Annotated in this window: 29 protein-coding genes and 1 pseudogene; 25 read left to right on the top strand and 5 right to left on the bottom strand. The window is 60.4% G+C overall.

Translation table 11 applies throughout. From position 1 onward, the window contains the following. Positions 1-183: 183 nt before the first annotated feature. From phnC to phnP, 13 genes are all read left to right on the top strand, one after another. Entirely contained in the window at positions 184-1,017 is an 834-nt protein-coding gene (phnC, locus tag ACF0H7_RS19430) for a phosphonate ABC transporter ATP-binding protein (RefSeq protein WP_397448505.1), read from the top strand. Between the two features lie 54 nt (positions 1,018-1,071). Beyond that, positions 1,072-2,076 (top strand): phosphonate ABC transporter substrate-binding protein, encoded by a 1,005-nt coding sequence (gene phnD, locus ACF0H7_RS19425; RefSeq protein ID WP_397448504.1) that lies wholly within the window; start codon positions 1,072-1,074, stop codon positions 2,074-2,076. A 77-nt stretch (positions 2,077-2,153) separates the two neighbouring features. Then, positions 2,154-2,942, top strand: a complete 789-nt coding sequence (phnE, locus tag ACF0H7_RS19420) for a phosphonate ABC transporter, permease protein PhnE (RefSeq protein WP_397448503.1) — start codon at positions 2,154-2,156, stop codon at positions 2,940-2,942. Between the two features lie 33 nt (positions 2,943-2,975). Next, positions 2,976-3,680, top strand: a complete 705-nt coding sequence (gene phnF / locus ACF0H7_RS19415; RefSeq protein WP_397448502.1) for a phosphonate metabolism transcriptional regulator PhnF — start codon at positions 2,976-2,978, stop codon at positions 3,678-3,680. A gap of 14 nt (positions 3,681-3,694) precedes the next feature. Next, a complete protein-coding gene (gene phnG, locus ACF0H7_RS19410) occupies positions 3,695-4,150 on the top strand; it encodes a phosphonate C-P lyase system protein PhnG (RefSeq protein WP_397448501.1) in 456 nt (151 codons plus the stop codon). Beyond that, positions 4,150-4,764 carry a phosphonate C-P lyase system protein PhnH gene (gene phnH, locus ACF0H7_RS19405; RefSeq protein ID WP_397448500.1) on the top strand — a complete coding sequence of 205 codons (615 nt, stop codon included), beginning with the start codon at positions 4,150-4,152 and terminating at the stop codon, positions 4,762-4,764. The genes phnG and phnH overlap by 1 nt, the downstream gene beginning before the upstream one ends. Then, complete coding sequence (locus tag ACF0H7_RS19400) at positions 4,764-5,855, top strand: carbon-phosphorus lyase complex subunit PhnI (protein ID WP_397448499.1); 1,092 nt, start codon at positions 4,764-4,766, stop codon at positions 5,853-5,855. The genes phnH and ACF0H7_RS19400 overlap by 1 nt, the downstream gene beginning before the upstream one ends. After that, positions 5,852-6,727: an alpha-D-ribose 1-methylphosphonate 5-phosphate C-P-lyase PhnJ gene (locus ACF0H7_RS19395; RefSeq protein ID WP_397448498.1), complete on the top strand. Its 876-nt coding sequence runs from the start codon at positions 5,852-5,854 to the stop codon at positions 6,725-6,727. Before ACF0H7_RS19400 ends, ACF0H7_RS19395 begins: the two co-directional genes overlap by 4 nt. Further along, a complete protein-coding gene (phnK, locus tag ACF0H7_RS19390) occupies positions 6,724-7,536 on the top strand; it encodes a phosphonate C-P lyase system protein PhnK (RefSeq protein ID WP_397448497.1) in 813 nt (270 codons plus the stop codon). Before ACF0H7_RS19395 ends, phnK begins: the two co-directional genes overlap by 4 nt. A gap of 55 nt (positions 7,537-7,591) precedes the next feature. Beyond that, complete coding sequence (gene phnL, locus ACF0H7_RS19385) at positions 7,592-8,308, top strand: phosphonate C-P lyase system protein PhnL (RefSeq protein WP_397448496.1); 717 nt, start codon at positions 7,592-7,594, stop codon at positions 8,306-8,308. Continuing rightward, complete coding sequence (locus tag ACF0H7_RS19380; protein WP_397448495.1) at positions 8,302-9,447, top strand: alpha-D-ribose 1-methylphosphonate 5-triphosphate diphosphatase; 1,146 nt, start codon at positions 8,302-8,304, stop codon at positions 9,445-9,447. The genes phnL and ACF0H7_RS19380 overlap by 7 nt, the downstream gene beginning before the upstream one ends. Further along, the gene (gene phnN / locus ACF0H7_RS19375; protein ID WP_397448494.1) at positions 9,447-10,016 is read left to right on the top strand and encodes a phosphonate metabolism protein/1,5-bisphosphokinase (PRPP-forming) PhnN; all 570 of its coding nucleotides are present in this window, start codon (positions 9,447-9,449) and stop codon (positions 10,014-10,016) included. Before ACF0H7_RS19380 ends, phnN begins: the two co-directional genes overlap by 1 nt. Then, positions 10,007-10,750 carry a phosphonate metabolism protein PhnP gene (gene phnP, locus ACF0H7_RS19370; protein ID WP_397448493.1) on the top strand — a complete coding sequence of 248 codons (744 nt, stop codon included), beginning with the start codon at positions 10,007-10,009 and terminating at the stop codon, positions 10,748-10,750. Before phnN ends, phnP begins: the two co-directional genes overlap by 10 nt. 82 nt (positions 10,751-10,832) lie before the next feature. Here phnP and ACF0H7_RS19365 read toward each other — a convergent pair whose 3' ends face one another. Continuing rightward, complete coding sequence (locus ACF0H7_RS19365; protein ID WP_397448492.1) at positions 10,833-11,741, bottom strand: VTT domain-containing protein; 909 nt, start codon at positions 11,739-11,741, stop codon at positions 10,833-10,835. A 123-nt stretch (positions 11,742-11,864) separates the two neighbouring features. Here ACF0H7_RS19365 and ACF0H7_RS19360 point away from each other — a divergent pair, with 123 nt between their 5' ends. The 4 genes and pseudogenes from ACF0H7_RS19360 (at position 11,865) to ACF0H7_RS19345 (ending at position 14,536) form a co-directional block, all read left to right on the top strand. After that, positions 11,865-12,539, top strand: a complete 675-nt coding sequence (locus ACF0H7_RS19360; RefSeq protein WP_397448491.1) for a type 1 glutamine amidotransferase domain-containing protein — start codon at positions 11,865-11,867, stop codon at positions 12,537-12,539. 226 nt (positions 12,540-12,765) lie between these two features. Further along, positions 12,766-13,116: a hypothetical protein gene (locus ACF0H7_RS19355; RefSeq protein WP_397448490.1), complete on the top strand. Its 351-nt coding sequence runs from the start codon at positions 12,766-12,768 to the stop codon at positions 13,114-13,116. Positions 13,117-13,354: 238 nt separating this feature from the next. Further along, a pseudogene (locus ACF0H7_RS19350) lies at positions 13,355-14,080 on the top strand (methyl-accepting chemotaxis protein); the annotation flags it as partial. Between the two features lie 12 nt (positions 14,081-14,092). Then, positions 14,093-14,536: a CZB domain-containing protein gene (locus ACF0H7_RS19345; protein WP_397453953.1), complete on the top strand. Its 444-nt coding sequence runs from the start codon at positions 14,093-14,095 to the stop codon at positions 14,534-14,536. A gap of 108 nt (positions 14,537-14,644) precedes the next feature. On the opposite strand, the gene ACF0H7_RS19340 is transcribed toward ACF0H7_RS19345, so the two are convergent. Beyond that, on the bottom strand, positions 14,645-15,517 hold the full coding sequence (locus ACF0H7_RS19340) for a LysR family transcriptional regulator (protein ID WP_397448489.1): 873 nt from the start codon (positions 15,515-15,517) through the stop codon (positions 14,645-14,647). A gap of 122 nt (positions 15,518-15,639) precedes the next feature. Between ACF0H7_RS19340 and ACF0H7_RS19335 the strand changes: the two genes are divergently transcribed. From ACF0H7_RS19335 to ACF0H7_RS19320, 4 genes are all read left to right on the top strand, one after another. Then, positions 15,640-16,812, top strand: coding sequence for a mandelate racemase/muconate lactonizing enzyme family protein (locus tag ACF0H7_RS19335; RefSeq protein WP_397448488.1), 1,173 nt, complete (start codon positions 15,640-15,642; stop codon positions 16,810-16,812). A 113-nt stretch (positions 16,813-16,925) separates the two neighbouring features. Beyond that, entirely contained in the window at positions 16,926-18,257 is a 1,332-nt protein-coding gene (gene dctA / locus ACF0H7_RS19330) for a C4-dicarboxylate transporter DctA (protein WP_397448487.1), read from the top strand. A 98-nt stretch (positions 18,258-18,355) separates the two neighbouring features. Further along, positions 18,356-18,691: an SPOR domain-containing protein gene (locus tag ACF0H7_RS19325; protein WP_397448486.1), complete on the top strand. Its 336-nt coding sequence runs from the start codon at positions 18,356-18,358 to the stop codon at positions 18,689-18,691. 81 nt (positions 18,692-18,772) lie between these two features. Then, entirely contained in the window at positions 18,773-19,267 is a 495-nt protein-coding gene (locus ACF0H7_RS19320) for a hypothetical protein (RefSeq protein WP_397448485.1), read from the top strand. 104 nt (positions 19,268-19,371) lie between these two features. Here the strand turns inward: ACF0H7_RS19320 and ACF0H7_RS19315 are convergent, their stop codons facing one another. Next, complete coding sequence (locus tag ACF0H7_RS19315; RefSeq protein ID WP_397448484.1) at positions 19,372-19,689, bottom strand: YqjD family protein; 318 nt, start codon at positions 19,687-19,689, stop codon at positions 19,372-19,374. Positions 19,690-19,855: 166 nt separating this feature from the next. On the opposite strand from ACF0H7_RS19315, the gene ACF0H7_RS19310 reads away from it, so the two are divergent. Then, positions 19,856-20,110, top strand: coding sequence for a hypothetical protein (locus ACF0H7_RS19310; protein WP_397448483.1), 255 nt, complete (start codon positions 19,856-19,858; stop codon positions 20,108-20,110). Between the two features lie 2 nt (positions 20,111-20,112). Here ACF0H7_RS19310 and ACF0H7_RS19305 read toward each other — a convergent pair whose 3' ends face one another. After that, a complete protein-coding gene (locus tag ACF0H7_RS19305) occupies positions 20,113-21,018 on the bottom strand; it encodes a LysR substrate-binding domain-containing protein (RefSeq protein ID WP_397448482.1) in 906 nt (301 codons plus the stop codon). Between the two features lie 83 nt (positions 21,019-21,101). Between ACF0H7_RS19305 and ACF0H7_RS19300 the strand changes: the two genes are divergently transcribed. Next, complete coding sequence (locus ACF0H7_RS19300; protein ID WP_397448481.1) at positions 21,102-22,028, top strand: carbon-nitrogen hydrolase family protein; 927 nt, start codon at positions 21,102-21,104, stop codon at positions 22,026-22,028. A 9-nt stretch (positions 22,029-22,037) separates the two neighbouring features. Here the strand turns inward: ACF0H7_RS19300 and ACF0H7_RS19295 are convergent, their stop codons facing one another. Then, entirely contained in the window at positions 22,038-22,520 is a 483-nt protein-coding gene (locus ACF0H7_RS19295; protein WP_397448480.1) for an LEA type 2 family protein, read from the bottom strand. A gap of 249 nt (positions 22,521-22,769) precedes the next feature. Between ACF0H7_RS19295 and ACF0H7_RS19290 the strand changes: the two genes are divergently transcribed. Further along, positions 22,770-23,072, top strand: a complete 303-nt coding sequence (locus ACF0H7_RS19290; RefSeq protein WP_397448479.1) for a putative quinol monooxygenase — start codon at positions 22,770-22,772, stop codon at positions 23,070-23,072. A gap of 100 nt (positions 23,073-23,172) precedes the next feature. Then, on the top strand, positions 23,173-24,183 hold the full coding sequence (locus ACF0H7_RS19285) for an AraC family transcriptional regulator (protein ID WP_397448478.1): 1,011 nt from the start codon (positions 23,173-23,175) through the stop codon (positions 24,181-24,183). Positions 24,184-24,345 lie beyond the last annotated feature (162 nt).

Below are 24,345 nucleotides of genomic sequence, written 5' to 3'. Positions count from 1 at the left end.
ACAACTTGTATAGCACTGCATAGTCATGCCTGACGGGCGCCACGCCGGACCGGCATCAAACCGTCATCCACGCGCTGCTGAACTGTAATAAACGATTCATGGACCTGAAATACACCCTCTCTACTGTCGGCATCACTAAACGCAGCCGGCGCAGGCTGTTCAACCAGCCAGACAGAGAAGCCCATGAACGCAGCTATCCATGTCGACCGTCTGAACAAGACTTTTGCCCGCAAGACCGCCTTGATCGACTTGGCGTTGTCTATACAACCCGGCGAAATGGTAGCCCTGATTGGTGCTTCCGGGTCCGGCAAATCTACGCTGTTGCGGCATATGGCGGGCCTGGCGCGTTGTGACAAAAACAACGGCGGCAGCGTTCAGGTGCTGGGTCGTGAAGTGCAGAACTCGGGTCGCCTGAATGGCAAAGTCCGGCAGTTGCGTGCCGACATCGGCTATATCTTCCAGCAATTCAACCTGGTCAATCGCCTTAGCGTGATGGACAACGTCTTGCTCGGTTGCCTGGGCCGCATGCCCAGCTGGCGCGGCAACCTGGGTTTGTTCAATGCCGAAGAAAAGCGTCGGGCGATGGAGTCGCTGGACCGCGTCGGCCTGGCTGACCTGGCCGCTCAACGAGCGTCGACCTTGTCCGGTGGTCAACAGCAGCGCGTGGCGATTGCCCGTGCCTTGACCCAGCGGGCCGAGGTGATTCTGGCCGACGAACCGATTGCTTCGCTGGACCCGGAGTCCGCGCGCAAGGTCATGGAAATCCTCGCTGATATCAACCGGCGCGACGGCAAGACCGTGGTCGTGACCCTGCATCAAGTGGATTACGCCGTGCGTTATTGCCAGCGCGCCGTGGCCCTCAAAGGCGGCCGCATTCATTTCGACGGCAGCGCTGAAGCCCTCAGCACCCAGTTCCTCAACGACCTGTACGGCGCGGACCTGGACACCAGTCTGTTGTTCTCCGACAAGGCACGCAACGTCGACCAGCCGATCCAGCTGGCCTTGGCGCGCGCCTGATCACGCCCTTGCTTTAAACCACCCACACGCCACTCAACTCTCGGGAATCCTTACATGTTGAATCGTATCGGTCGCGTTTTTGCGTCTGCCGCTTTGCTGGCTAGCTGCGCCATGGGCACCGCCCACGCAGAAGAGAAAGTCATTAATTTCGGCCTGATGTCCACTGAGTCCTCGACCAACCTCAAGAGCATCTGGCAACCGTTCCTCGACGACATGACGAAGAAAACCGGGCTCAAGGTCAACGCCACCTTCGCCTCTGACTACGCCGGCCTGATCCAGGGCATGCGCTTCAACAAGGTCGATATCGCCTGGTTGGGCAACAAGGGTGCGATGGAGGCGGTGGACCGTTCCAACGGTGAAATCTTCGCCCAGACCTCCGCGCCAAACGGCGACGCCGGTTACTGGAGCCTATTGATCGTGCGCAACGACAGCCCGATCAACTCGGTTGACGACATGCTGAAAAACGCCAAGAACCTGACCTTCGGTAACGGCGATCCAAACTCCACCTCGGGCTACCTGATTCCGGGCTACTACGTGTTCGCCAAGAACCACGTCGATGCGTCGACCGCGTTCAAGCGCACGCTGAACTCCAGCCATGAAGTGAACGCCCTGAGCGTGGCCAAGGGTCAAATCGACGTCGCCACCTTCAACACCGAAAGCATGGACCGCCTGAAGGTCACCCAGCCTGCCGAGGCCGCCAAGCTCAAGGTGATCTGGAAATCGCCAATCATCCCGGCCGACCCAATGGTCTGGAGCAAGAGCTTGTCGGACGCCGACAAAACCAAGATTCGTGAGTTCTTCGCCACCTATGGCGACACCGACCACGAGAAGGCTGTGCTGAAAGAGATGCAACTGGGCCGGTTCAGTATGTCTTCCGACGACCAGTTGCTGCCGATTCGTCAGATCGAGTTGTTCAAGCAGCGTAACGAAGTGGTCGGCAGCACCACCCTGGACGCCAAGGAAAAAGAAACCCGCCTGAAAGAAATCGACGCGGGCCTGGCCAAGCTGCAAGACCGTATCTCCGAGCTTGAGAAGAAGAACACCGCCAGCGCCGGCTAACCCCGGTCGACGTGGCGCGCACGGACGCGCGCCTCGTCAGCGCTGCCTTTGAACGCTGATTTTTTCGAGAGCTGTTTATGACTTCCCATGCTGCACACGCCGAAGCCGTCGGCAAACGCACCTGGCCACAGTACGTCGGTTGGGGCCTGGTCCTCGCCGTGCTGGTCTGGTCCTGGCACGGCGCCGAAATGAACCCGCTGCAGCTGTATCGCGACTCCGGGAACATGGCCACCTTCGCTGCTGACTTCTTCCCGCCTGACTTCCACGAATGGCGTTCGTACCTCAAGGAAATGATCGTCACGGTACAGATCGCTGTGTGGGGCACTGTGCTGGCGATTGTTTGTTCCGTCCCGCTGGGCATCCTGTGCGCCGACAACATCACCCCGTGGTGGATTCACCAGCCGCTGCGTCGGGTGATGGACGCCTGCCGCTCGATCAACGAAATGGTGTTCGCGATGTTGTTCGTGGTCGCGGTCGGCCTTGGTCCTTTCGCTGGTGTCCTGGCGTTGTGGATCAGCACCACCGGCGTGCTTGCCAAGTTGTTTGCCGAAGCCGTTGAAGCCATCGACCCAGGTCCGGTCGAGGGTGTGCGGGCTACCGGTGCCAGCGCGTTGCAAGAAGTGATCTACGGGGTCATCCCGCAAGTCATGCCGCTGTGGATTTCCTATGCTCTGTATCGCTTCGAATCCAACGTTCGTTCGGCGACGGTGGTGGGCATGGTCGGTGCTGGCGGGATCGGCGTGATCCTCTGGGAGAACATCCGCTCGTTCGCGTTCGTTCAGACCTGCGCCGTGCTGCTGGTGATCATCTGCGTGGTGAGCCTGATCGACATTTTCTCGCAACGCTTGCGTAAACAGTTCATCTGACGCGGAGGGTGCCTGTCGGCATTTTTTTTAACCATGCAGTTGTCTAGACAAATCGAACCTGTATACCGCGAACTGGCCGACACCTTGCGCCAGGAACTGAGCGAATACCGCCCAGGCGATTACCTGCCAGCGGAAATGCGCCTGGCCGCGCGCTTTGCGGTCAACCGCCACACCGTGCGCCGCGCCATCGATGAGCTGGTGGCCGAAGGCAGCGTGCTACGTCGCCAGGGCAAGGGCACGCAAGTGCTGGAGCGCCCGTTAATCTACCCGATGGCAGCGGAAAGCGCGTACAGCCAGTCGGTATCGGCCATGGGCCACGGCGTCGAAGCGCGTTTGTTGCAGCGTCGCCTGTGTGTCGCCAGCCGCGAAGAGGCCGAGCACCTGGGCCTCGCCGAAGAAGCACCGCTGATCGAACTGCAAACCTTGCGTTTGGTCGATGGCCAACCCGTGAGCCTGATCCGACACCGCTATTGCGCCAGCCGCAGCGACTTGCTGGCGGCCTACACCGGCGGTTCGCTACGACGTTTTTTCGCCGAGCACGATCAGCCGCTGATTCGCACTTTCAGCCTGATCGGTGCGCGTTTGCCGAGCCGTGAAGAGGCCAACCTGTTGCTGATGCCCCGGCACTTGCCCGCGCTCAGCGTCCTCACGCTTTCCCGCGACCGCAGCGGCCAACCGGTGGAGCTTGCACAGTCCACCAGCCGCTCGGACCGCTTCCAATACCAGGTCATCACATGATGGAGATGTCGACGATGAACCCCGCTCCTGACGCCAGCCACGCCGCCCGCCAACAGTGGATCGGCACATTGGCCAAAGCCCGCAGCACCGAATTGAGCCCGCACGAAGCCGCCTTGCGCGACACCGACTACCAACTGATCCGCGCCCCGGAAATCGGCATGACCCTGGTGCGTGGCCGAATGGGCGGCACGGGCGCGCCGTTCAACGTCGGCGAAATGAGCGTCACCCGCTGTGTGGTGCGCCTGGCTGACGGCCGCACCGGTTACAGCTACCTCGCCGGTCGCGACAAGCTCCACGCCGAACTCGCCGCCCTGGCCGACGCGCACCTGCAAGGCACGCAACAGGCGCACTGGCTGAGCCAACTGATCGAGCCCCTGGCCCGTGCGCAAGCTGAGCGCCGCGCCGCCAAAGAGGCTGATACCGCAGCGACCAAGGTGGAGTTTTTCACCCTGGTCAGAGGAGAAAACTGATGAGCACAACCCTTCTGCAACCGGCTTTTGCCGACCCGGTGCTGGATTCCGTGCGCAGTTTCCGCGCCGCCCTTAAAGCCCTTGCCGGTCCGGGCGTGGTGCAACCGCTGGAACAGGCTACTGCACTGGATGGCCTGGCGCCGGCCACCTATGCGCTGTGCCTGGCGCTGTTGGACATCGACACCCCGCTGTGGCTGGCCTCGGCGTTCGACACCCCGGTGATTCGCGCCAACCTGGCGTTCCATTGCGGCTGCGCCATCGTCAGCAGCCGCGAACAAGCGCGCTTTGCCTTGCTCGACGACAGCGAACTGAGCGACCTGCGCGGCTTCGACCTGGGTAACGACCGTTACCCCGATCAGTCCTGCACCTTGCTGGTCCAGTTGCCTGATCTGGACGGCGGCCCGACGCACGTCTGGCGTGGCCCCGGCATTCAGAGCGAAAACCGCGTCACGTTACCGGTGAACAAAGCGTTCTGGAACGAGCGTGATTCCCGCAACGATTTCCCCCGTGGTCTGGACGTGTTTTTCCTGTCCGGTCACAGCGTGATCGGCCTGCCGCGCAGCACCCGCGTCAGCCCGGCCGCATCCCTTGTTTTGGCCGAGGAGCTTGCCTGATGTACGTTGCCGTCAAAGGTGGCGAACAGGCCATCGACAATGCCCACCGTCTGCTGGCGAAAAAACGCCGGGGCGACACCTCGATCACTGAACTGAGCGTCGAACAGATCCGTCAGCAACTGCCGTTGGCGGTCGCGCGAGTGATGACCGAAGGCTCGCTGTACGACGAACAACTGGCCGCGCTGGCGATCAAGCAGGCCGCTGGCGATCTGGTGGAAGCGATCTTCCTTCTGCGCGCCTACCGCACCACCTTGCCGCGCTTCACCGGCAGCCTGCCGATCGATACCTCGGTGATGCAATTGAATCGTCGTCTGTCGGCGACCTTCAAAGACGTCCCCGGCGGCCAATTGCTGGGTCCGACCTTCGACTATACCCACCGTCTGCTGGACTTCGCCTTGTTGGCTGAAGGCGAGTATCCGGGCCCGCAAGTAGAGCAGGGCGCAAGCCTTGAACCTTGCCCGCGGGTGTTGGGTTTGCTGGCCAAAGAAGGCTTGATCAAAAACGAAGCCGCCAGCAACGCCAGCGTGCCGGACATCACTCGCGATCCGCTGGAGTTCCCGTCCAATCGTGCCCAGCGCCTGCAAGCCCTGGCCCGTGGCGATGAAGGTTTCCTGTTGGCATTGGGGTACTCGACGCAGCGTGGCTACGGTCGCAACCACCCGTTCGCCGGGGAAATTCGCATCGGTGCAGTCGAAGTCTGGATCGAGCCGGAAGAGCTGGGTTTCCCGATTGCCATTGGCTCGATCGAAGTCACTGAGTGCGAGATGGTCAACCAGTTCGTCGGCTCCGGCACCGAGCTGCCGCAGTTCACTCGCGGCTACGGTCTGGCCTTCGGTCATGCCGAGCGCAAGGCGATGGGCATGGCGCTGGTTGATCGTTCGCTGCGCGCTGCAGAGTTCAACGAAGAAATCGAGTCGCCGGCACAGCGCGAAGAGTTCGTCCTCAGCCACTGCGACAACGTCGAGGCCGCCGGGTTTGTCTCGCACCTCAAGTTGCCGCACTACGTCGACTTCCAGTCCGAACTGGAACTGATCCGCAAGCTGCGCAAACCCGCCGCCGCTGAAGCCAGCGCGCAGGAGAATCAGCAATGAGCCAAACCACCCAAGCTCGCCCGGCACGGGACGAAGCCTACAATTTCGCTTACCTCGACGAACAGACCAAGCGCATGATCCGTCGCGGCCTGCTCAAGGCGGTGGCGATTCCCGGTTATCAGGTGCCGTTCGGTGGCCGTGAAATGCCGCTGCCGTATGGCTGGGGCACGGGCGGCATGCAGATGACGGCTGCGATTCTCGATGCCGACGACGTGCTCAAGGTCATCGACCAGGGCGCCGACGACACCACCAACGCGGTGTCGATTCGCCGTTTCTTCGCCCGCACCGCCGGCGTTGCCACCACTGAGCGCACCCCGGAAGCCACGGTGATCCAGACCCGTCACCGAATCCCGGAAACCCCGCTGCACGCCGATCAGATCATGGTTTACCAAGTGCCGATCCCGGAGCCGTTGCGCTTTATCGAGCCGTCGGAAACCGAAACCCGGACCATGCACGCGCTCAACGACTATGGCGTGATGCACGTTAAGCTCTACGAAGATATCGCCACCTTCGGCCACATCGCTACCAGCTACGCCTACCCGGTGATGGTTGATGAGCGCTACGTGATGGACCCGTCGCCGATCCCGAAATTCGACAACCCGAAACTCGACATGAGCCCGGCGTTGATGTTGTTCGGCGCTGGTCGCGAAAAGCGTCTATACGCGGTGCCGCCGTACACCCAAGTGGTCAGCCTCGACTTCGAAGATCACCCGTTTGAAATCCAGAAGTGGGAAGAGTGCTGTGCGATCTGCGGCAGTCGCGAGTCGTACCTCGACGAACTGATCCTCGACGACGCCGGCACCCAAAGCTTCGTCTGCTCGGACACCGACTATTGCGCCCAGCGCGTCATTGAACAGGGAGCGGGCCAATGAACAGCGCCGTGAAATTGCAGGCCCGTCAGGCCGATCGCGCCGAGCCGTTGCTCAAAGTCCGTGGCCTGTCGCGTTTGTACGGCCCGGAGAAGGGCTGCGATGACGTCAGCTTCGATCTGTATCCGGGCGAGGTGTTGGGCATCGTTGGCGAGTCGGGCTCGGGCAAGTCGACCTTGCTCTCGCTACTCAGCGGCCGCTGCCCGCCGGACAACGGCAACATCGCCTATCGCGGCAAGGACGGCGAATGGCTCGATCTGTACAGCGCCAGCGAAGCCGAACGTCGCACCTTGCTGCGCACCGAGTGGGGCTTCGTTGAACAAAGCCCGCGTGACGGTTTGCGCATGGGCGTCTCGGCCGGCGCCAACATCGGCGAGCGGTTGATGGCTCAGGGCGTGCGCAATTATTCGCAATTGCGTGCGGCGGGCATCGACTGGTTGAGCCAGGTGGAAATCGACCCGCTGCGCATCGATGACCTGCCGCGCACCTTTTCTGGCGGCATGCAGCAGCGTCTGCAGATCGCTCGCAATCTGGTGTCTGGCCCGCGTCTGGTGTTCATGGACGAGCCGACCGGTGGCCTTGATGTGTCGGTGCAGGCACGTTTGCTCGACCTGCTGCGCGGCCTGGTGCGGGAGCTGGATCTGGCGGTGGTGATCGTTACCCACGACCTCGCCGTGGCGCGTCTGCTGGCGGATCGTTTGATGGTGATGCGCCGTTCGCGGGTGGTGGAAGCGGGGCTGACTGATCAGATCCTCGATGACCCTCAACATCCTTATTCGCAGCTGCTGGTGTCGTCGGTGCTGCAACCGTGATTCAACCGGCGACCGGGCGGTCCCCGGTCGCCGCCGTCTTTTTGGGGTGTGCTTGATGAATACGCTGATCGAGGTCCGCGACCTCTCGAAAACTTTCACCCTGCACCAGCAAAACGGTGTGGTACTTAACGTGCTGGACGACCTGAGTTTCAGCGTCAGCGCCGGCGAATGCCTGGTGCTGCACGGGCAATCCGGCGCCGGTAAAAGCACCTTGCTGCGCACGCTGTATGGCAACTATCTGCCAGCCGGCGGCAGCATCCGTGTGCGCCATGAAGGCGAGTGGCTGGAACTGGTCGGCGCGCAACCGCGCGAAGTGTTGTCAGTACGGCAGCAGACGCTGGGTTACGTCAGCCAATTTCTGCGCGTGATTCCACGGGTCTCGACCCTGGACGTGGTAATGGAACCGGCCCTGGCGCGTGGCTGGTCGAAAGAACAGGCCAAGGATCGTGCCGAGCACCTGCTGGCTCGCTTGAACATTCCGCAACGCCTGTGGCAACTGGCGCCGGGCACTTTCTCGGGTGGCGAACAGCAGCGGGTCAACATCGCTCGCGGGTTTATGGTCGCCTGGCCAGTGATGCTGCTCGACGAACCGACCGCCTCGCTGGACGACACCAACCGCCAGGTGGTGCTGGAGCTGATGCACGAAGCCAAAGCGGCTGGTGCCGCGCTGATTGGCATCTTCCACGACCGTTTGGCGCGCGAAGCCGTTGCAGACCGTCACCTCGACATGACCCCCAACGCCCCGATTGCCAAGGAAACCTCGCCATGCTGAACGAACTTATCCTCAGCAACGCTCAAATCGTCACCGCTGACCGCGTGTTCCACGGCACCGTGGTGCTGCGCGACGGCCTGATCGCCGAAGTCGACGACGGCATCAGCTACCTGCCGCAAGCGCAAGACTTGCAGGGCGACTACCTGTTGCCGGGCCTGATCGAGCTGCACACCGACAACCTTGAACGGCACATGACCCCGCGCCCCGGCGTTGACTGGCCGTCGACCTCGGCGGTGATGAGCCATGACGCACAGATCATCGCGGCGGGTATCACCACCGTGTTCGACGCGCTGTCCATCGGCGACGTCAACCCCAAGGGCAACCGCATGCAGAAACTGCCGGCGATGCTCGAAGCCATCGCCGCGGCCAACGCTTCTGGCTTGACCCGTGCAGAGCACCGTCTGCACCTGCGTTGCGAACTGTGCCACCCGGACACCCTCAGCGTGTTCCGCGATCTGGTGCAGCATCCGCTGGTGCAACTGGTGTCGGTGATGGACCACTCGCCGGGCCAGCGTCAATTTGCCCTTGAATCCAAGTACCGCGAGTACTACATGGGTAAGTACCACCTGACCACCACGCAAATGGACGAATTCATCGTCCTGCAAGTGGCCAACTCCAAGCTGTACAGCGACCGTTACCGTCGGGCGATTGTCGAAGATTGTCTGGCCCGTGGTTTGTCGGTGGCCAGCCACGACGACGCAACCCTGGCCCACGTCGAAGAATCGGCAGGCTTCGGCATGAGCATCGCCGAGTTCCCGACCACCCTGGAGGCTGCGCGGGGTTGCCATCGTATGGGCATGAGCGTGTTGATGGGCGCGCCGAATATCGTGCGGGGCGGTTCGCACTCGGGCAACGTCGCGGCGGCGGACCTTGCTAAAGAAGGGCTACTGGATATTCTGTCCAGCGATTATTATCCGGCCAGTCTGCTGCAAGCGGCGTTCATGCTGGCGGCGCAGGATAATGACTGCACGCTGCCACAGGCGGTGGCGATGGTCAGTCGCACGCCGGCGCACTCTGCCGGATTGAAGGACCGTGGTGAAATCGCTGTCGGCTTGCGCGCCGACCTGATCCACGCGAAAAACCTGAACGGTCTGCCGGTGATCCAGCAGGTCTGGCGAGAAGCGAAGAGGGTGTTCTGATGGCGGGCAGGTTGATCTATCTCATCGGGCCTTCGGGTTCGGGCAAGGACAGCCTGCTTGACGCTGCACGCGATCCGTTGGCCGCACACGGCTGCCGGATCGTGCGGCGGGTCATCACCCGCTCGGCGGAAGCGGTGGGTGAGGCGGCGCAGGCGGTCAGCGTCGAGGAGTTTGCGACGTTGCAGGCCCAGGGCGCGTTTGCCTTGAACTGGCAGGCCAATGGGTTGTTCTACGGCATTCCCAAGCAAATCGATGAGTGGCTGGCGGCCGGGCTGGACGTGCTGGTCAACGGTTCGCGGGGCTATTTGCCGCAAGCGCGCGAACGCTATCCTGATCTGCTGGCGCTGTTATTGACGGTTGACCAGGACGTGTTGCGCCAACGCTTGTTGGCCCGTGGTCGTGAGTCGTTGCCGGAGATCGAGGCACGACTGGCGCGTAATGCCGACTTCGCCGCGAGCTTGATGGCGAGTGAGCATAAGGGCCTGTGGCTGCTGGATAACTCCGGCCCCCTCTCACAGACCCTTGAGCGCCTGTTGCAACTGATCGGCAAGGAGTCAGCATGCGTCTGACGCTACTCGGCACCGCCGATGCGCGTCAGGTTCCGGTCTACGGTTGCGAGTGTTCTGCGTGTGCTGCGGCGCACGCGGATCCACGTTTGCGCCGACGACCGTGCAGCGCGTTGATCGAATGCGGCGACCAGCGATGGCTGATCGACTCCGGCCTCACCGACCTCACCGAGCGTTTCCCTCCGCGCAGCTTCAACGGCATTCTGCAAACTCACTACCACGCGGATCATGCGCAGGGCCTGTTGCACCTGCGTTGGGGGCAGGGGCTGGTGATTCCGGTGCATGGCCCGGTGGATGCAGAGGGTTTGTCCGATCTGTACAAACACCCGGGGATTCTCGATTTCAGCCAGCCGTTTGCCGCGTTTGAAACACGGCAGTGGGGCGCGCTGAGCGTCACGGCGTTACCCTTGCTGCACTCGAAACCGACCCTCGGCTATTTGCTGGAAGGCGACGGACGACGGATCGCCTATCTCACCGACACTGTCGGTTTGCCGGACCATACGCGGATATTTCTTCAACGCCAGACGTTGGATGCAGTGGTGCTGGATTGCTCGATGCCACCACAGCCGCAGGCGCCGCGTAATCACAACGACCTGAATCTGGCACTGGCCTGCATCGCCGAGTTGCAGCCTGATTTGGCGGTGTTGACCCATATTGGGCATACGCTGGATGTGTGGTTGCAGGACAACCCGTTGCCCGCCCATGTGATCGTGGCGCGGGATGGGATGGTGGTCTGAAAGACTGCGTTCACGTGTAGGAGCCGGGCTTGCCCGCGATTGGGGCTTGCCTGACACACCGCCATCGCGGGCAAGTCCGCTCCTACAGGGCCTGTGGCTGCACATTACGCCAGGCCGCCAACCCGCCCTTGAGCGCAAAAGTCCGCGCCGCACCGTTGATGCAGAGCCGCTCCGCTACCAGTGCCGCCGAAATTTCCCGAGGGCAGGAGCAGTAAACCACGATGACCCGTTGCGCCGCGTCTTGCGGCAGGGCGTCCAGGGTGACGTCATAGTTGACCATCACCGAGTCAGGAATCGGATCGCTGAGGCGTTCTTCGGGGCTGCGCACATCCAGGATCAACGGCGGCTGTTCCCAATTCAATAGTTCTTCGGCGGAGACCCGTGGCACGCGCAGCATGCGTTGCAGCAGACGGCGGCGGTTGTACAGGCGCCAGCCGAGGAACAGCGCAAACACCAACACCACGCCTGCAATGCCATACGGCAGGTAAGCGCCCAGCAGGTCCAGCCCGCGCTGCACTGAGTTGCGAAAAATGATACCGAGGAACAACGCCGAACCGGCCCAGATCGCCGAGCCCGCCAGATCGTAGGCGATGAAGCGTCGATACGGGGTGCCCATCATCCCGGCCAGCAAGGTAGAGAGCGCGCCTGCGCCGGGCAGGAATTTACCGACCAGCAGCAGGCGCGGACCGACTTGCAGGTACAGGTGCTTGTTCTTGCGCACGCAACTGTCAGGCGACAGCGAAATCTTGCACGCCGTGCCCATCAACCAGCCGCCGTAACGCCGTCCGGCCCAATACCAGGCGCTGTCCGCCAGCAGGCAGGCCAGCACTGCCAGCCCCCAAACGCCGCCGAGCATCGCCCCGGAGTCATTGAAGGTCAGGGCTCCCGCTACCACCAGTGCCGGATAGGCCGGGATCGGCAGCCCCGCCTGTTCACAGAGCACGTTGAGGAACAGCAAGACCCAAGCGTGGCTTTCCAGCAATGCAGTCATTGAAGCTCCCTTGAGATAAATGGTTACGGCGCTCGTCGGGAATTAGCTTTACTGATTTACGCGGCCTACGACAAGTCGTATGTATCAATGTCGACCTGTGCACCCCATGTAGAGGATTTCGTTATGAAGATTCTGATGGTTGTCACGTCCCACGATAAGCTCGGCAACACCGGGGAAAAGACCGGTTTTTGGCTTGAAGAGTTTGCAGCACCGTACTACGCATTTCTCGACGCTGGCGCCACGATCACCGTCGCCTCGCCCAAGGGCGGGCAGCCACCCCTTGATCCGAAAAGCGACACCCCCGACGGGCAGACGGACATGACCGAACGCTTCAAGAAGGACCCGGCCGCGCAGAACGTACTGGCGACCACGGTCAAGCTGGCGGACGTGCAGTCCGGCGGATTTGATGGCGTGTTCTATCCCGGTGGACACGGGCCGTTGTGGGACCTGGCGGAAGATCGCAAGTCGATTGCCTTGATCGAAGAGTTCTACAAAGCGGGAAAACCGGTGGCAGCAGTCTGCCATGCGCCCGGTGTGCTGCGGCATGTCATGATCGATGGCAAACCGCTGGTCCAGGGCAAGCGTGTGTCAGGCTTCACCAACTCGGAAGAAGAGGCGGTGGGCCTGACCAAAGTCGTGCCGTTCCTGGTGGAAGACGAACTAAAGCGGCTCGGCGGCAAGTTTGAAAAAGTTGAGGACTGGGCGGTGTTGGCGATTACCGATGGCCTGTTGGTGACCGGACAAAACCCGGCATCTTCGACGGCGGCGGCGAAGGAGTTGCTCAAACTTCTGGCCTAAGCTTTGCGCCACGAACCCCGTAGCAGTCCGGCTTGTCGGCGATGGCGGATTTTACAGACGCCGACGCCGGCAAGCCGGAAGTTACTAGTCGTTTTACTCTAGGGTTTATTTCCAATAAGTATCGCCGGAAGGAGGATGTTGCTGTCTTACCTATGGCGACGTCGAAACGCCTGTCCTACGCTCAGTAAGTCGATTCGATTCAACGATTCATCAAGGGAGTGTGAACATGGACACGGAATCAGAAACGAATAAAGAGTCATCAGCCAGCACACCGACTCTTTCTGCAAGACTCAGCGCAATCTACGCTGATCAGCAATTAAGCCCAACCGAGTATCAGGCACTGCGTGATGATGCTGACGTCGTCATGAGCGCCCTCATCAAGCAATTTCCGAATGTTGGTTACTTAGGCATATTTCAGACGTTGGCCGATCTGATTGCGCAATCCATGCAGTTAGGCATCATTGAAATTAGAAAGACCAAGCCTTCACCCGAAGTAAAAGTACAGGTCAAGGAAAGCTACGCCTATCAGGTTGCTTACATAAAAGCCTGTCTGGATATTTTTACGCAGCGGTTATGAATGTAGCGGAGCGTCTGTCTGTAAAACAAACGGGCGCCCCTGGTTCTGCTGAAACTCATCCATGTAGTATTTCAACCGTTGACGGTTAAGTGCTGCGAGGCGGGTGATAGAAAAGTCTCGGGCAAAGGTTGCTCCTCGTGGTCAAAACGACAGCCGGGGTCAATTAGACCTCAACTTTCCCGTGTCAAAAAGACTTCATGTTTTTAACCTACTGAAATATAAGTATATTTTTTGAGGCATGAAACTTGTATGGGATAACGAAATTGTCCAAAACCTGATACGGGTTATCCAACATATGATTTTCGTGAGTGCCAGCAAATATCAGTCGCTTCAGTCACAGAACGCGCAACTTCAGGCTGATCTGGACGCCGCCCGCCAGCGCATCGCGCAGCTCGAAATTGAAGCCAGTGCCACGTCGGTCAAGCAGTCAGCAGAGTCGGACTTCAAGTTCTACAAGGGCCTGGCCGGCAATATGCTGAAGTTCGGGCGTTCGATTGCGCCGGTAGGGGATTCGTTCAGTTACCTGAATTCGCGCCTGGAAGAGAACAATCATCGGGCGCAAAGCGTGGCCACGGCGGCGATTCAGAACAAGCAGAAATTTGCGGTGCTGCAAGAGCAAACTCATGCGATGGAGAGTGGCTTGGCCTCGCTCAACGAGCAAATCTCCCAGTTGGTGATCAGAGCCAGTGAGATCGACCGCATCGTCGGCATCATCAGTTCGATTGCCAAGCTGACCAACCTGCTGGCGCTCAACGCAGCCATTGAAGCTGCACGGGCAGGGGAGTCGGGGCGCGGTTTTGCCGTGGTCGCCAGTGAGATTCGCGATTTGGCGGAAAAAACCGCCAGCGCCACCACCGATATCGTCCGCGAAACCGCCGACATCAAGAACATGATCCAGGTGGCGCAAACCAGCATCCAGCAACAAGCTGCCACCGCCAGCGAATTCCACGGCAGGACCAACGAGGCGGGCAGTTCGATGTATGAGGTGTTCAACCTGGCGCAACGGATGCAGGTCGAGATGAGTCAATCGTGCTTCCGTGCCGGTATTGAACTGGCAAACCTGGCCGAGCTGGGGTTGAAGGTAGCGGTGTACGAAGGCGTGCTCAGCACCGATGGGCATCCGGACCTGGCACTGATCGGCGACCACGATTGCCCGTTCGGCCAGTGGTACTACGGCGAAGGCAATCAGCGCCTGAAAAGCTACAAGGCCTTCAGCCGAATCGAGCGCCCGCACGCGTTGGTCCACCAGTCAGGCGTCGATGCGCTGGCCGCTCACGATCAAGGGCTGCTCGACGAAACCCTTGCGCACCTGGACATGATGGAACGTTCCAACCTGGAAGTGATGGATATCATCAAACACGTGCTGATCGAGCATGAGCGGACGTTGAATACCGAGCCGTTGGAAACGGCTCAGGGCTGATCATGGCCGCAACACCTGAGCTGCCGCAGGCTGCGATAAGGTTCGCAGGACCTTCAGCAAGGTCAAGAACACGACCGATTCTCGGTCGATCGCAGGCTTCGGTAGCTCCTACAGCCCTGCCCAAAAGTCCTCGGCGAAATCGCTCAAGGCGGCTGTCGGCCGAAACAGGCGGATTTCCACCGGGATGTCCCAGTGCTCGTCCAGCGCCCGCACCAGCTTGCCATTGGCGAGGTCTTGCTCGGCGAGGATTCGCGGCAGCCAGGCGATGCCTTTGCCTTCCAGCGCCATGGACAACAGCACCGCTGACAGGTGGGAGCTGAACACCGTGTTCAACGCCGGCGGTTGTTGTTCGCCCTTCAACCTCGCTGCGACGATCCGACCCAGGCCGGATTCAGCGGTGTAGGCCAGGTGCTCATACACGCCATTTTCGCCGATGACCCCTTGCGCACTCGCTGCTCGCAACGGCATCAGCACGTCACTGCCCACGGTCTTGGACTGAAATTGGTCAGCGGTCAGTCGCGGCGGGACGTCCGGGTGTTGATGGCAGAGCATGAACTGCGCCTCGCCATGCAACAGCATTTGCTCGCAGACCATCATGCTGTCCGACAGCAAACGAATCGCCTCGATGGGCGCATCGCCGCCGATGCTTCTGATCCAACCGGGAAAGAAGGTAAACGATAACGAATGAGTCGCGGCGAAGTGCAGGGTGCGCACTTGTTTGCCGGCCACTTCGCGGGCGTCGAGGCGCATCTGATACAGGCGTCGGGTCATCTCCTGCGCGCTGGCCAGCATGTGTCGCCCGGCCTCGGTCAAGGTCGCGCCCTGGGTGGTGCGTTCAAACAGGTCGACCCCGACCCAATTCTCCAGCGCGCGTATCCGCCGGCTGAACGCCGGTTGTGTCACGTGTCGCAGCTCGGCGGCACGGGAGAAATTCCCGCTGTCCGCGAGCGCGTTGAAATCTTCCAGCCAGACCAGTTCCATCGCAATGCCGTTAATGCATGAAGTGCGGTGTTTTTAGCATTGGCCGCGGCGCAACGTCCAGTTCTAAGGTGGCGCTAGTTCAAACATGACAACTAACAAGATCACTCAAGAGGCCTCACCCCATGCGCATCGTGGACATTCGCGAGAAGACGGTTTCCATCGCATCCCCTATTGCCAACGCCTATATCGATTTCTCGAAAATGACCTGCTCGGTCGTCGCCGTGATCACTGACGTGATCCGAGATGGCAAGCCAGTGATCGGTTACGGTTTCAACTCCAACGGTCGCTACGGTCAAGGCGCTCTGATGCGCGACCGCTTCCTCGCCCGCGTGCTGGAAGCCGACCCGGAAAGCCTGATCGACAAGGAACACGACAACCTCGACCCGTTCGCCATCTGGAAAGCCTTGATGACCAACGAAAAACCAGGCGGCCACGGTGAGCGCTCGGTGGCGGTCGGCACCATCGACATGGCGGTCTGGGATGCCGTGGCGAAGATCGAAGGCAAACCGCTGTACCGCGTGCTGGCCGACCGTTATCGCGGTGGCGTGGCCGACGACAAGGTCTGGGTGTATGCCGCTGGCGGTTACTACTACCCGGGCAAGGACCAGACCAAGCTGCAGGCAGAAATGCGCAGCTACCTGGATCGCGGCTACGACGTGGTGAAAATGAAAATCGGCGCGGTGCCGCTGGACGAAGACCTGCGCCGTATCGAAGCGGTACTGGAAGTGGTCGGTGATGGCCAGCGTCTGGCCGTCGACGCCAATGGCCGTTTTGACCTCAAGACCTCCATTGCCTACGCCGAAGCCATCAAGCCCTACAACCTGTTTTGGTACGAAGAGGCGGGCGATCCGCTGGATTACGCGTTGCAAGCCGAACTGGCCAATCACTACGACCTGCCGATGGCCACGGGTGAAAACCTGTTCTCCCATCAAGACGCGCGCAACCTGCTGCGCCACGGTGGCATGCGTCCGGATCGCGATTTCTTGCAGTTCGACTGCGCATTGTCATACGGCCTGGTGGAGTACCTGCGTACCCTCGATGTGATGAAGGAACTCGGTTGGTCGTCGCGTCGCGTGGTGCCCCATGGTGGTCACCAGATGTCGCTGAACATCGCTGCCGGCCTGCACCTGGGCGGTAACGAGTCGTACCCGGACGTGTTCCAGCCGTTTGGTGGTTTCGCCGATGGCATCCGAGTCGAGAACAGCTACGTCGGTCTGCCGGATATTCCGGGCGTCGGTTTCGAAGCCAAGTCCGCGTTGTATGCGGTCATGCGCGAACTGGGCGAGGGCGTCTGATCCGTCGTCCCCGCTGACTTTCGCGGTTCGGCCCCTGCCATAAGGGCCGAGCCGCGATCTCGCGTCGCACGCTCTACCGCTTCCTCATAAAACTACAATAGTGAGGTACTCCCGTGGACAAGGCACCGGCCCGTTGGTATGGCCAACTGTATATTCAAGTGCTGATCGGCATCGTCATTGGCGGCGCCATCGGCTTCTTCATTCCTGACCTCGGCGCCAAGCTGCAACCGCTGGCCGACGGCTTTATCAAACTGATCAAGATGCTGCTGGCGCCAATCATCTTCGGCACCGTGGTGGTCGGCATCGCCAAAATGGGTAGCGTTAAAGAAGTCGGACGGATCGGTGCCAAGGCGCTGATCTATTTCGAAGTGTTGTCGACCATTGCGCTGGTGATCGGCCTGGTGGTGGTCAATATCCTCAAGCCGGGTGTCGGGATGAACGTGGACATCACGACCATCAACGGCGCGGCGATCAGCAACTACACCCAGGCTGCGGCTGCTCAAGGTGGCATTGTTCAGTTCTTCCTCGACATTATTCCCAACACCCTTTTCGATGCCTTCGCCAAGGGCGCGATGCTTCAAGTGATTCTGGTCTCGGTGTTGATGGGGATCGCCCTGGTGCAGCTGGGCGAAACCGGCAAGCCGCTGGTGTCGGTGATCGACATGCTGTTGCAAAGCCTGTTCCGTATCGTTGCGATGGTCATGCGTCTGGCGCCGCTGGGGGCGGGTGCCGGCATGGCGTTCACCATCGGTAAATACGGGATCGGCACGCTGCTGTCGCTGGGGCAGTTGTTGGTGGCGCTGTATGTCACCACGCTGATTTTCATCGTGGTGGTGCTGGGCACCGTGGCGCGATGGTCGGGGCTGCCGCTGTTGCAGTTCTTGCGCTATTTCAAGGACGAGATCCTGGTCACGCTGGGCACCTGCTCCACTGAAGCGGTGCTGCCACGGATGATGGTCAAGCTGGAAGCCTTGGGCTGCGAGAAGTCGGTGGTCGGGCTGGTGTTGCCTACCGGCTATACCTTCAACTCCGATGGCACCTGCATTTACCTGACCATGGCGGCGATCTTCGTGGCCCAGGCGACCAACACGCCGTTGACCCTGATGGACCAACTGGTGGTACTCGGTGTGCTGTTGCTGACCTCCAAAGGCTCAGCGGGCGTGGCCGGAGCCGGGTTTGTCACGCTGGCGGCGACCTTGTCGGTGATTCACGCGATACCGTTGGTGGGCCTGGTGCTGCTGTTGGGTGTCGACCGCTTCCTCAACGAAGCGCGGGCGGTGACCAACCTCATCGGTAACGGCATCGGCACCATCGCCATCGCCAAATGGGACGGTTCATTCGACCAGGCCAAGGCTGCAAGGGCTTTGCAGGCAATGAACGAACCACAGGGCGACTCCGCATTGGCAACGCCATTGGTCAAGGCTCACGCCGATAAAACCGCGTGAATACGCCGCTGCCCCGTGCGTCTGCTGCAGACACCGGGGCAGGTTGACTTGCAGCCGGCTCAGGAGTGTTAAACTCTGCGCACTTCACACGCGAGGAAATGATTGTGCGCGGATTGCTCTTGATGGTTGCAGTATTGGCATTGGCGGGATGTGGTGCAGGCGAGGATAAACCGGCGAAAGTGCAGGCCGCGGCCGCGGCGGTCAGCCAGGCGGCTGCGCCCCAGTGGGATCTGCTGATCAACGACCCGAAAGCGGTCAGCGACCTGACCGATCGCCTGATGGAGCACGGATTCGCCGCGTTCGTCTCGGTGCGTGATGGCAAGGAGCGCGTACTGCTCGGGCCGTTTAGCTCCAAAGCGGCCGCCGAAGAGAAGCGCGCGCAGCTGGCACTGAAGATGAGCTACGAGTCGGAAATCGTCGACCATAAGCTGTAACTGAGTCAGGCGCTGTTGGTCATGGAGCTGAGGGTGTGTTATCACCTTCGGTTCGATGTACGAACGACCGAGGATGCACAGATGGACGAAGTACAGCGGTTAGGCGAGCTACTGGACGCCAACAAACGCAACGAAGAACGCAAGCATCAACAGTTTCAGGACGATTTGGTCCATTGGGAATCGAGCATTTCCAGCTTATACGAGCAGATTGAAGGCTGGTTGGCCCCACTGAAAAGCAGCGGCCAACTGCAGTTCGAATATGAGCCGCACCTTGCGCAAAGCAAGGGCTATCCGGATGAACACTCACCGTTTCGCACCCAACGCATGACCCTGAGCTTTGCCGCACGGCAAGTGGTGTTCGTGCCCGACGCGATGGGGGCCAAGGGGGTGGTGTCGATCGGTGTCACGGGGCTGAGCCTGCACGCACAAGAACAGATTTCCCTGAGCCTCGCGCCACAGGCCCACGACTGGGAACTGACCAAACGCATCGGTCTGAAAGAGTCCAGCAGCCACGCGTTTACCCTGGATTATTTTGCCAAGCAATTGCAGACGCTGGTGCCACCGAGTTTGGTGTAGGCCACTCGTTGTAGGAGCCAACTTGTTGGCGAGGGATAGAACTCGGTGTATCAAATGCATCGCCTCGCGAACAAGTTCGCTCCTACAGGGAAGTCTGTGAAAGCTTAACGACGCCCCAACAACAACCCCACCACCAAGCCAAACCCGGCAGAAATCGCCACGGTCTGCCATGGATGGCCGCCAATGTAGTTCTCGGTGGCCTCGACCGCAGGTTGGGTGCGTTCGCGAACGCTGGTGACCGATTCCAGGGCTTGTTTCAGCTTCAGGCTTAGTTGAGCACGCAGGGTTTCGGCGTCTTCGCCGACCAGTGCCGCGCTGTCCTTGAGCAGCTTTTCAGAATCTTCGATCAATGACTGCAGCTCGCTGAAAGCCTGGTCCTTGATTTGGTCGGCGACGTTTTGAGCGGCGGTTTTACGGGCCATGGTGTCTTCCTTTCATTTGTTGACGACAGTGAGCAATGGAGTCCGTGGTGGACGAAAAAGTTGCAGTCTTTTTCTGTTCGTCGGTCCGGTCGGATCACAATATCAGCTAAGAAACTTCCGACAGCAGTGTAAGATGCAAGCGTTTTTTAGCCACAGGTGATCCCGTATGAGCTTCAACCTGGCCAACCGGCCCATCGCTGAGCGTGCAGCGCTTGAAGATGAAAAATCCCGACTGTTCGACCTTTGGCAGAGCAACCTGGGCAAAGCCAAGGGCGACGGCGCGCGCCTGTTCGGCGAACGCGCCAAGCGCAAAGGCAAATGGGCCGAGTGGGTGCGTTCCGAGCTGGACGCCATGTCGCCCCCGGAATACGCGAACATGGTCCGCAGTGAAGTCAATCGCTTGATGGCGGCCAACAAGTAAGCCTAGAACAGCTCGGCAATAGCCTCGCGCACCTTGATCACCGCCGGGTCGATCAGCGCGCTGGTGCGCCAGCCGAGTTCGATCGGATAGCGCGGCATGGGCAGCGGGCAGGGTAGCAGGCTCAGCCCGGTCAAGGCGGCAATCGCTTCGGCGGCGTGAGCGGGAATGGTCGCTAGCGCCTGGGTGCCCTTGAGCAAATACGGCAGTGCCGCGAAATGCGTGGTCGAGGCGCAGACCTGACGGGTCATGCCCAAAGTGGCGAGTCCCTCGTCGACAATCCCGATAAACCCGCCCGACGACACCAGAATCTGCTGGCGAGCGACGAACTCTTCCAGCGTCAGTTGGTTTTGCCCGGCGCGCAGGCTGGCCGGGTCCGCCAGGCACAGATAGCCGCCTTCGCCTAACACCCGGCGACTCAGCAGGCGATCGGCAAATCCACCCGAGGTGATCGCCAGGTCGATGCTGCGCTCCAGCAATGCTTCGGCGACGATCTGGCTGTGGCTCTGACGGAAGATCAAGCGCAGTTTCGGTGCGCGGGTTTGCATCAACTGCATCAAGCGTCGACCAATGGCAATTTCGAAGTCATCGGACAGGCCGATGGCCACGGAGCGGCCTTCATAATGGCCTTGGTTCGGGTCGACCATCGCCAGACTCTGCCGACACTTGTTCAGCGCATCGCTGACCACCGGTTTCAGCTGATTGGCGCGCAGCGTCGGGGCCAGCCCTCGTCCGGTGCGAACAAACAGCTGATCGCCATACAGCTCCCGCAACCTTCGCAGCGCCGCACTGACGGCGGATTGGGTGACCCCGAGGCGCAACGCCGCGCGGCTGGCGCTGGCTTCGTCATGCAGCGCTTCAAACACCTTCAGCAGGTTCAGGTCGACATTGGCGATATTCATTTGGCTCATATCATTCAGCACTGAAGTGGGCTTTATTCATGATCGGCTGTGGTTCCACAATGCGCAACACCCCCACATCAGGAGACGCTGAAATGCCTAAGTCCATAGTTGCCGCGCTGCAGATCGGCTCATCGCCCGAGGGCAAGGCCGAGACGCTGGCACAGATTCTGAGTTACGAAGACGCGATCATCGAATCCGGCGCCAGTGTGGTGGTGATGCCGGAAGCCTTGCTGGGTGGTTATCCCAAAGGGGAAAGCTTCGGCACGCAACTGGGTTACCGCCTGCCGGAAGGGCGTGAAGCCTTCGCCCGGTATTTCGCCAATGCCATTGACGTGCCTGGCGTTGAAACCGAGGCATTGGCCGGGTTGTCGGCGCGCACGGGCGCCAGTCTGGTGCTGGGCGTGATCGAGCGCTCAGGCAATACCTTGTACTGCACGGTGTTGTTCTTCGAACCGGATGGCGGCCTGGTGGCCAAGCACCGCAAGTTGATGCCGACGGGCACCGAGCGCTTGATCTGGGGCAAGGGCGATGGTTCGACCCTGCCAGTGATCGACGCCCGGGCCGGGCGCCTTGGCAGCGCCGTGTGCTGGGAAAACCACATGCCTTTGCTGCGTACCGCGATGTATGCCAAGGGCGTGGAGATCTGGTGTGCGCCGACCGTCGATGAGCGCGAGATCTGGCAGTGCTCGATGCGCCACATCGCCCATGAAGGTCGTTGCTTTGTGATCAGTGCCTGTCAGGTGCAACCGTCGCCCCAGGCCCTGGGCATCGAGGTCAAGAACTGGCCGTCCGAGCGGCCGCTGATCAATGGCGGCAGCGTGATTGTCGGACCGTTGGGTGAGGTGCTGGCCGGGCCGCTGGTGGGTGAGTCCGGGTTGCTCACCGCCGAAATCGACACCGACGAGCTGGTGCGTGCACGGTATGATTTCGACGTGGTCGGCCACTATTCGCGGCCGGATGTGTTTGAACTGGTGGTGGACCAACGGGCCAAGCCCGGCGTGCGCTTCATTCAAGACTGAGGCGGGTGCTTACCAACCGCCGTTCAGCGACTTCGGCATGCTCAAGGTGCCGCTGTCGCTGAAACGCATGGTGCCAAACAATCCGCCCGCCAACTTGCCGTGCAGCACATACGGCAGGTTGTTGATCACGTCCTGGTTGTCCGCCAACCCCACAGCCTGGCGCAAGGCGCTGAACGCTGAAACGGTGATCGGCACCACCAGTACCGCCTCGGAGAAGCGGCCGATGGTGCCTTGCTGATCGCTCACGCCAGACGCCAGCAGCCGGCCGTTGACGTCCAGATCGAGGGCCACGCCGGTGTATTCAATCGGTGTTTCGTTGGGGTTCTGCAAGCGCAGTTTGACGGCAAAGCGCACTTCGAACCCCTGGCTTTCGAGCGGTTCGATACCCACCACGTTGATAGTCAGCGGATCGCGGTTGGGCAGCAGCGCACAAGCGCTCAGGGCCAGCAGCAACAGGCAGGTGAGCAGAGTGCGGATAGGGTGTTGCGGCATCGGTGAACTCCCGTGAGCCAGGCAAAGGCTGTCTGAATAGACTAGCGGTACTACCCTGCGACCGCCTGGCCGTAGGGAGGTTCGTTTTTACCGGGTGATCATGTGTGTCGGATTGCGTCGCGGGCCAAGCAGTGTAAAGTCGGCGGTTGAGGGGGCAATGGCGAAATTATCGGCTTATCCGGCGTTTCGGATGACTGAGGGTTTTGACACTATGCTTCGTTCACCGGCCGTCAGCGAAGAGAACACACCATGAACAACGCTATCACTGTCACGCTGCAGATGAAGGTAAAGCCATCGTTGAAAGACGCATTTCTCGATGAACTCACTGTGCGGGTCGCCGAAACGCTGGCTTTTTCAGGGTCGCTGTCGATGCAGGTGGTACGCCAGCACGATGACCCGTGCACCGTGCTGTTCATCGAAAAATGGGAAAGCACTGATGCCTTTAACCTTTATCTCGCCTGGCGCAGCCAGCGGAATGATATGTGGCGCCTGGGCGAAATGTTGTCCGAGACGCCGCTGATGAATGTCTGGTCCGAGGTGGAGGTGGCTTAGACGGTTGACCGTTAAAGCCCGTGTTTAGCTGGCGTTTTGCAATACGTTGCCTAAGATGGCCGGCAATCATGCCTCTCGCTATCACGGACCCGCGGTACTCATGTCAGAAAAAGACACCATCTCCATGCACATGGTGCGCGAAGCACTGTTGCAGTGTTGTGCGCCGGGAGCAGCCACTGACGAGGTATTGACCAAGGTCGGCATTGCGCCGGCGTTGTTTGCTCAAGCGGATGCGCGGGTGCCGGCGACAGCCTATGCGAGGCTATGGCGACTGCTGGCGCGACGCCGGGATGACGAGTTTTTCGGCATGGACCCACGGCGGCTAAGGTCGGGCAGCCTGGGGTTTTTGTGTCGTTCGTCCATGGCGCAACCCACGCTGGCGGCCGGGCTGGAGTCGGGGTTGAGCTTTCTGTCACTGATGCTCGAAGGCTTTCAGGCCGGGTTGGTGCGTCAACAGAGCCTGGCGGAAATCGTTCTCGATGAAGGTGACACAGCAGCGCGACGGCCGTTCACCTATTTCACGTTCTGGATGATCGTGCATGGCGTCGCCTGTTGGCTGGCGGGGCGGCGAATACCGATCCTGGCCATCGAGCTGCGCTGCGCCGCACCGGATTTTTGCGAAGACTATAAGGTGATGTTCTCCGAAAACCTGCGTTTCGATCGACCGCGCACCCGGATGATCTTCGCCGCCGACTGCCTCGACCTGCCGATCAAGCGCAGCGATGAAGAACTGACACGCTTTCTGGCGCGGGCGCCGGCCAATATCCTGGTGAAATACCGCGATCCGGAAAGCTTCGCCAGCCGCATCAAAAATGAACTGCGCACCCTGCCCGCCGAGCAATGGCCTGAGACTGAAATGCTGGCGCAGACTTTATGCATGTCGGCCTCCACTTTGCGCCGTCGCCTGGCGGAAGAGGGGCAAACGTATCAGGCGCTCAAGGACAGCGTGCGCAAGGAGTTGGCGATTGTCTGGCTGGCCGAGCCAGACCTCAGCTTTGCCGACATTGCCGCACGGCTAGGCTTTGCCGATACCAGCTCGTTCTACAAAGCCTTTCGCAAATGGTCCGGGTCCAATCCCGGGCATTACCGGAGCCTGATCCTCGGGCTCTGAGGTTGCCGGTAGAGCGCTCTTTGTGGTGCATAGTCCTGAAATGACTACATTTTTCGCACTATCAATTCCAGCGATATCGGCTAGCACTCCGATTGACTTCTTAATAACGGGGCTCCGCGTAGAATCCACCCCATACCCACTAACAACTTCTAAACCATTGCG

It is taken from the genome of Pseudomonas sp. NA-150, assembly GCF_044336365.1.
GTDB lineage: Bacteria > Pseudomonadota > Gammaproteobacteria > Pseudomonadales > Pseudomonadaceae > Aquipseudomonas.
Note: the sequence above shows the minus strand (reverse complement) of the source record. Positions and strands in the feature narration are given on the sequence as shown.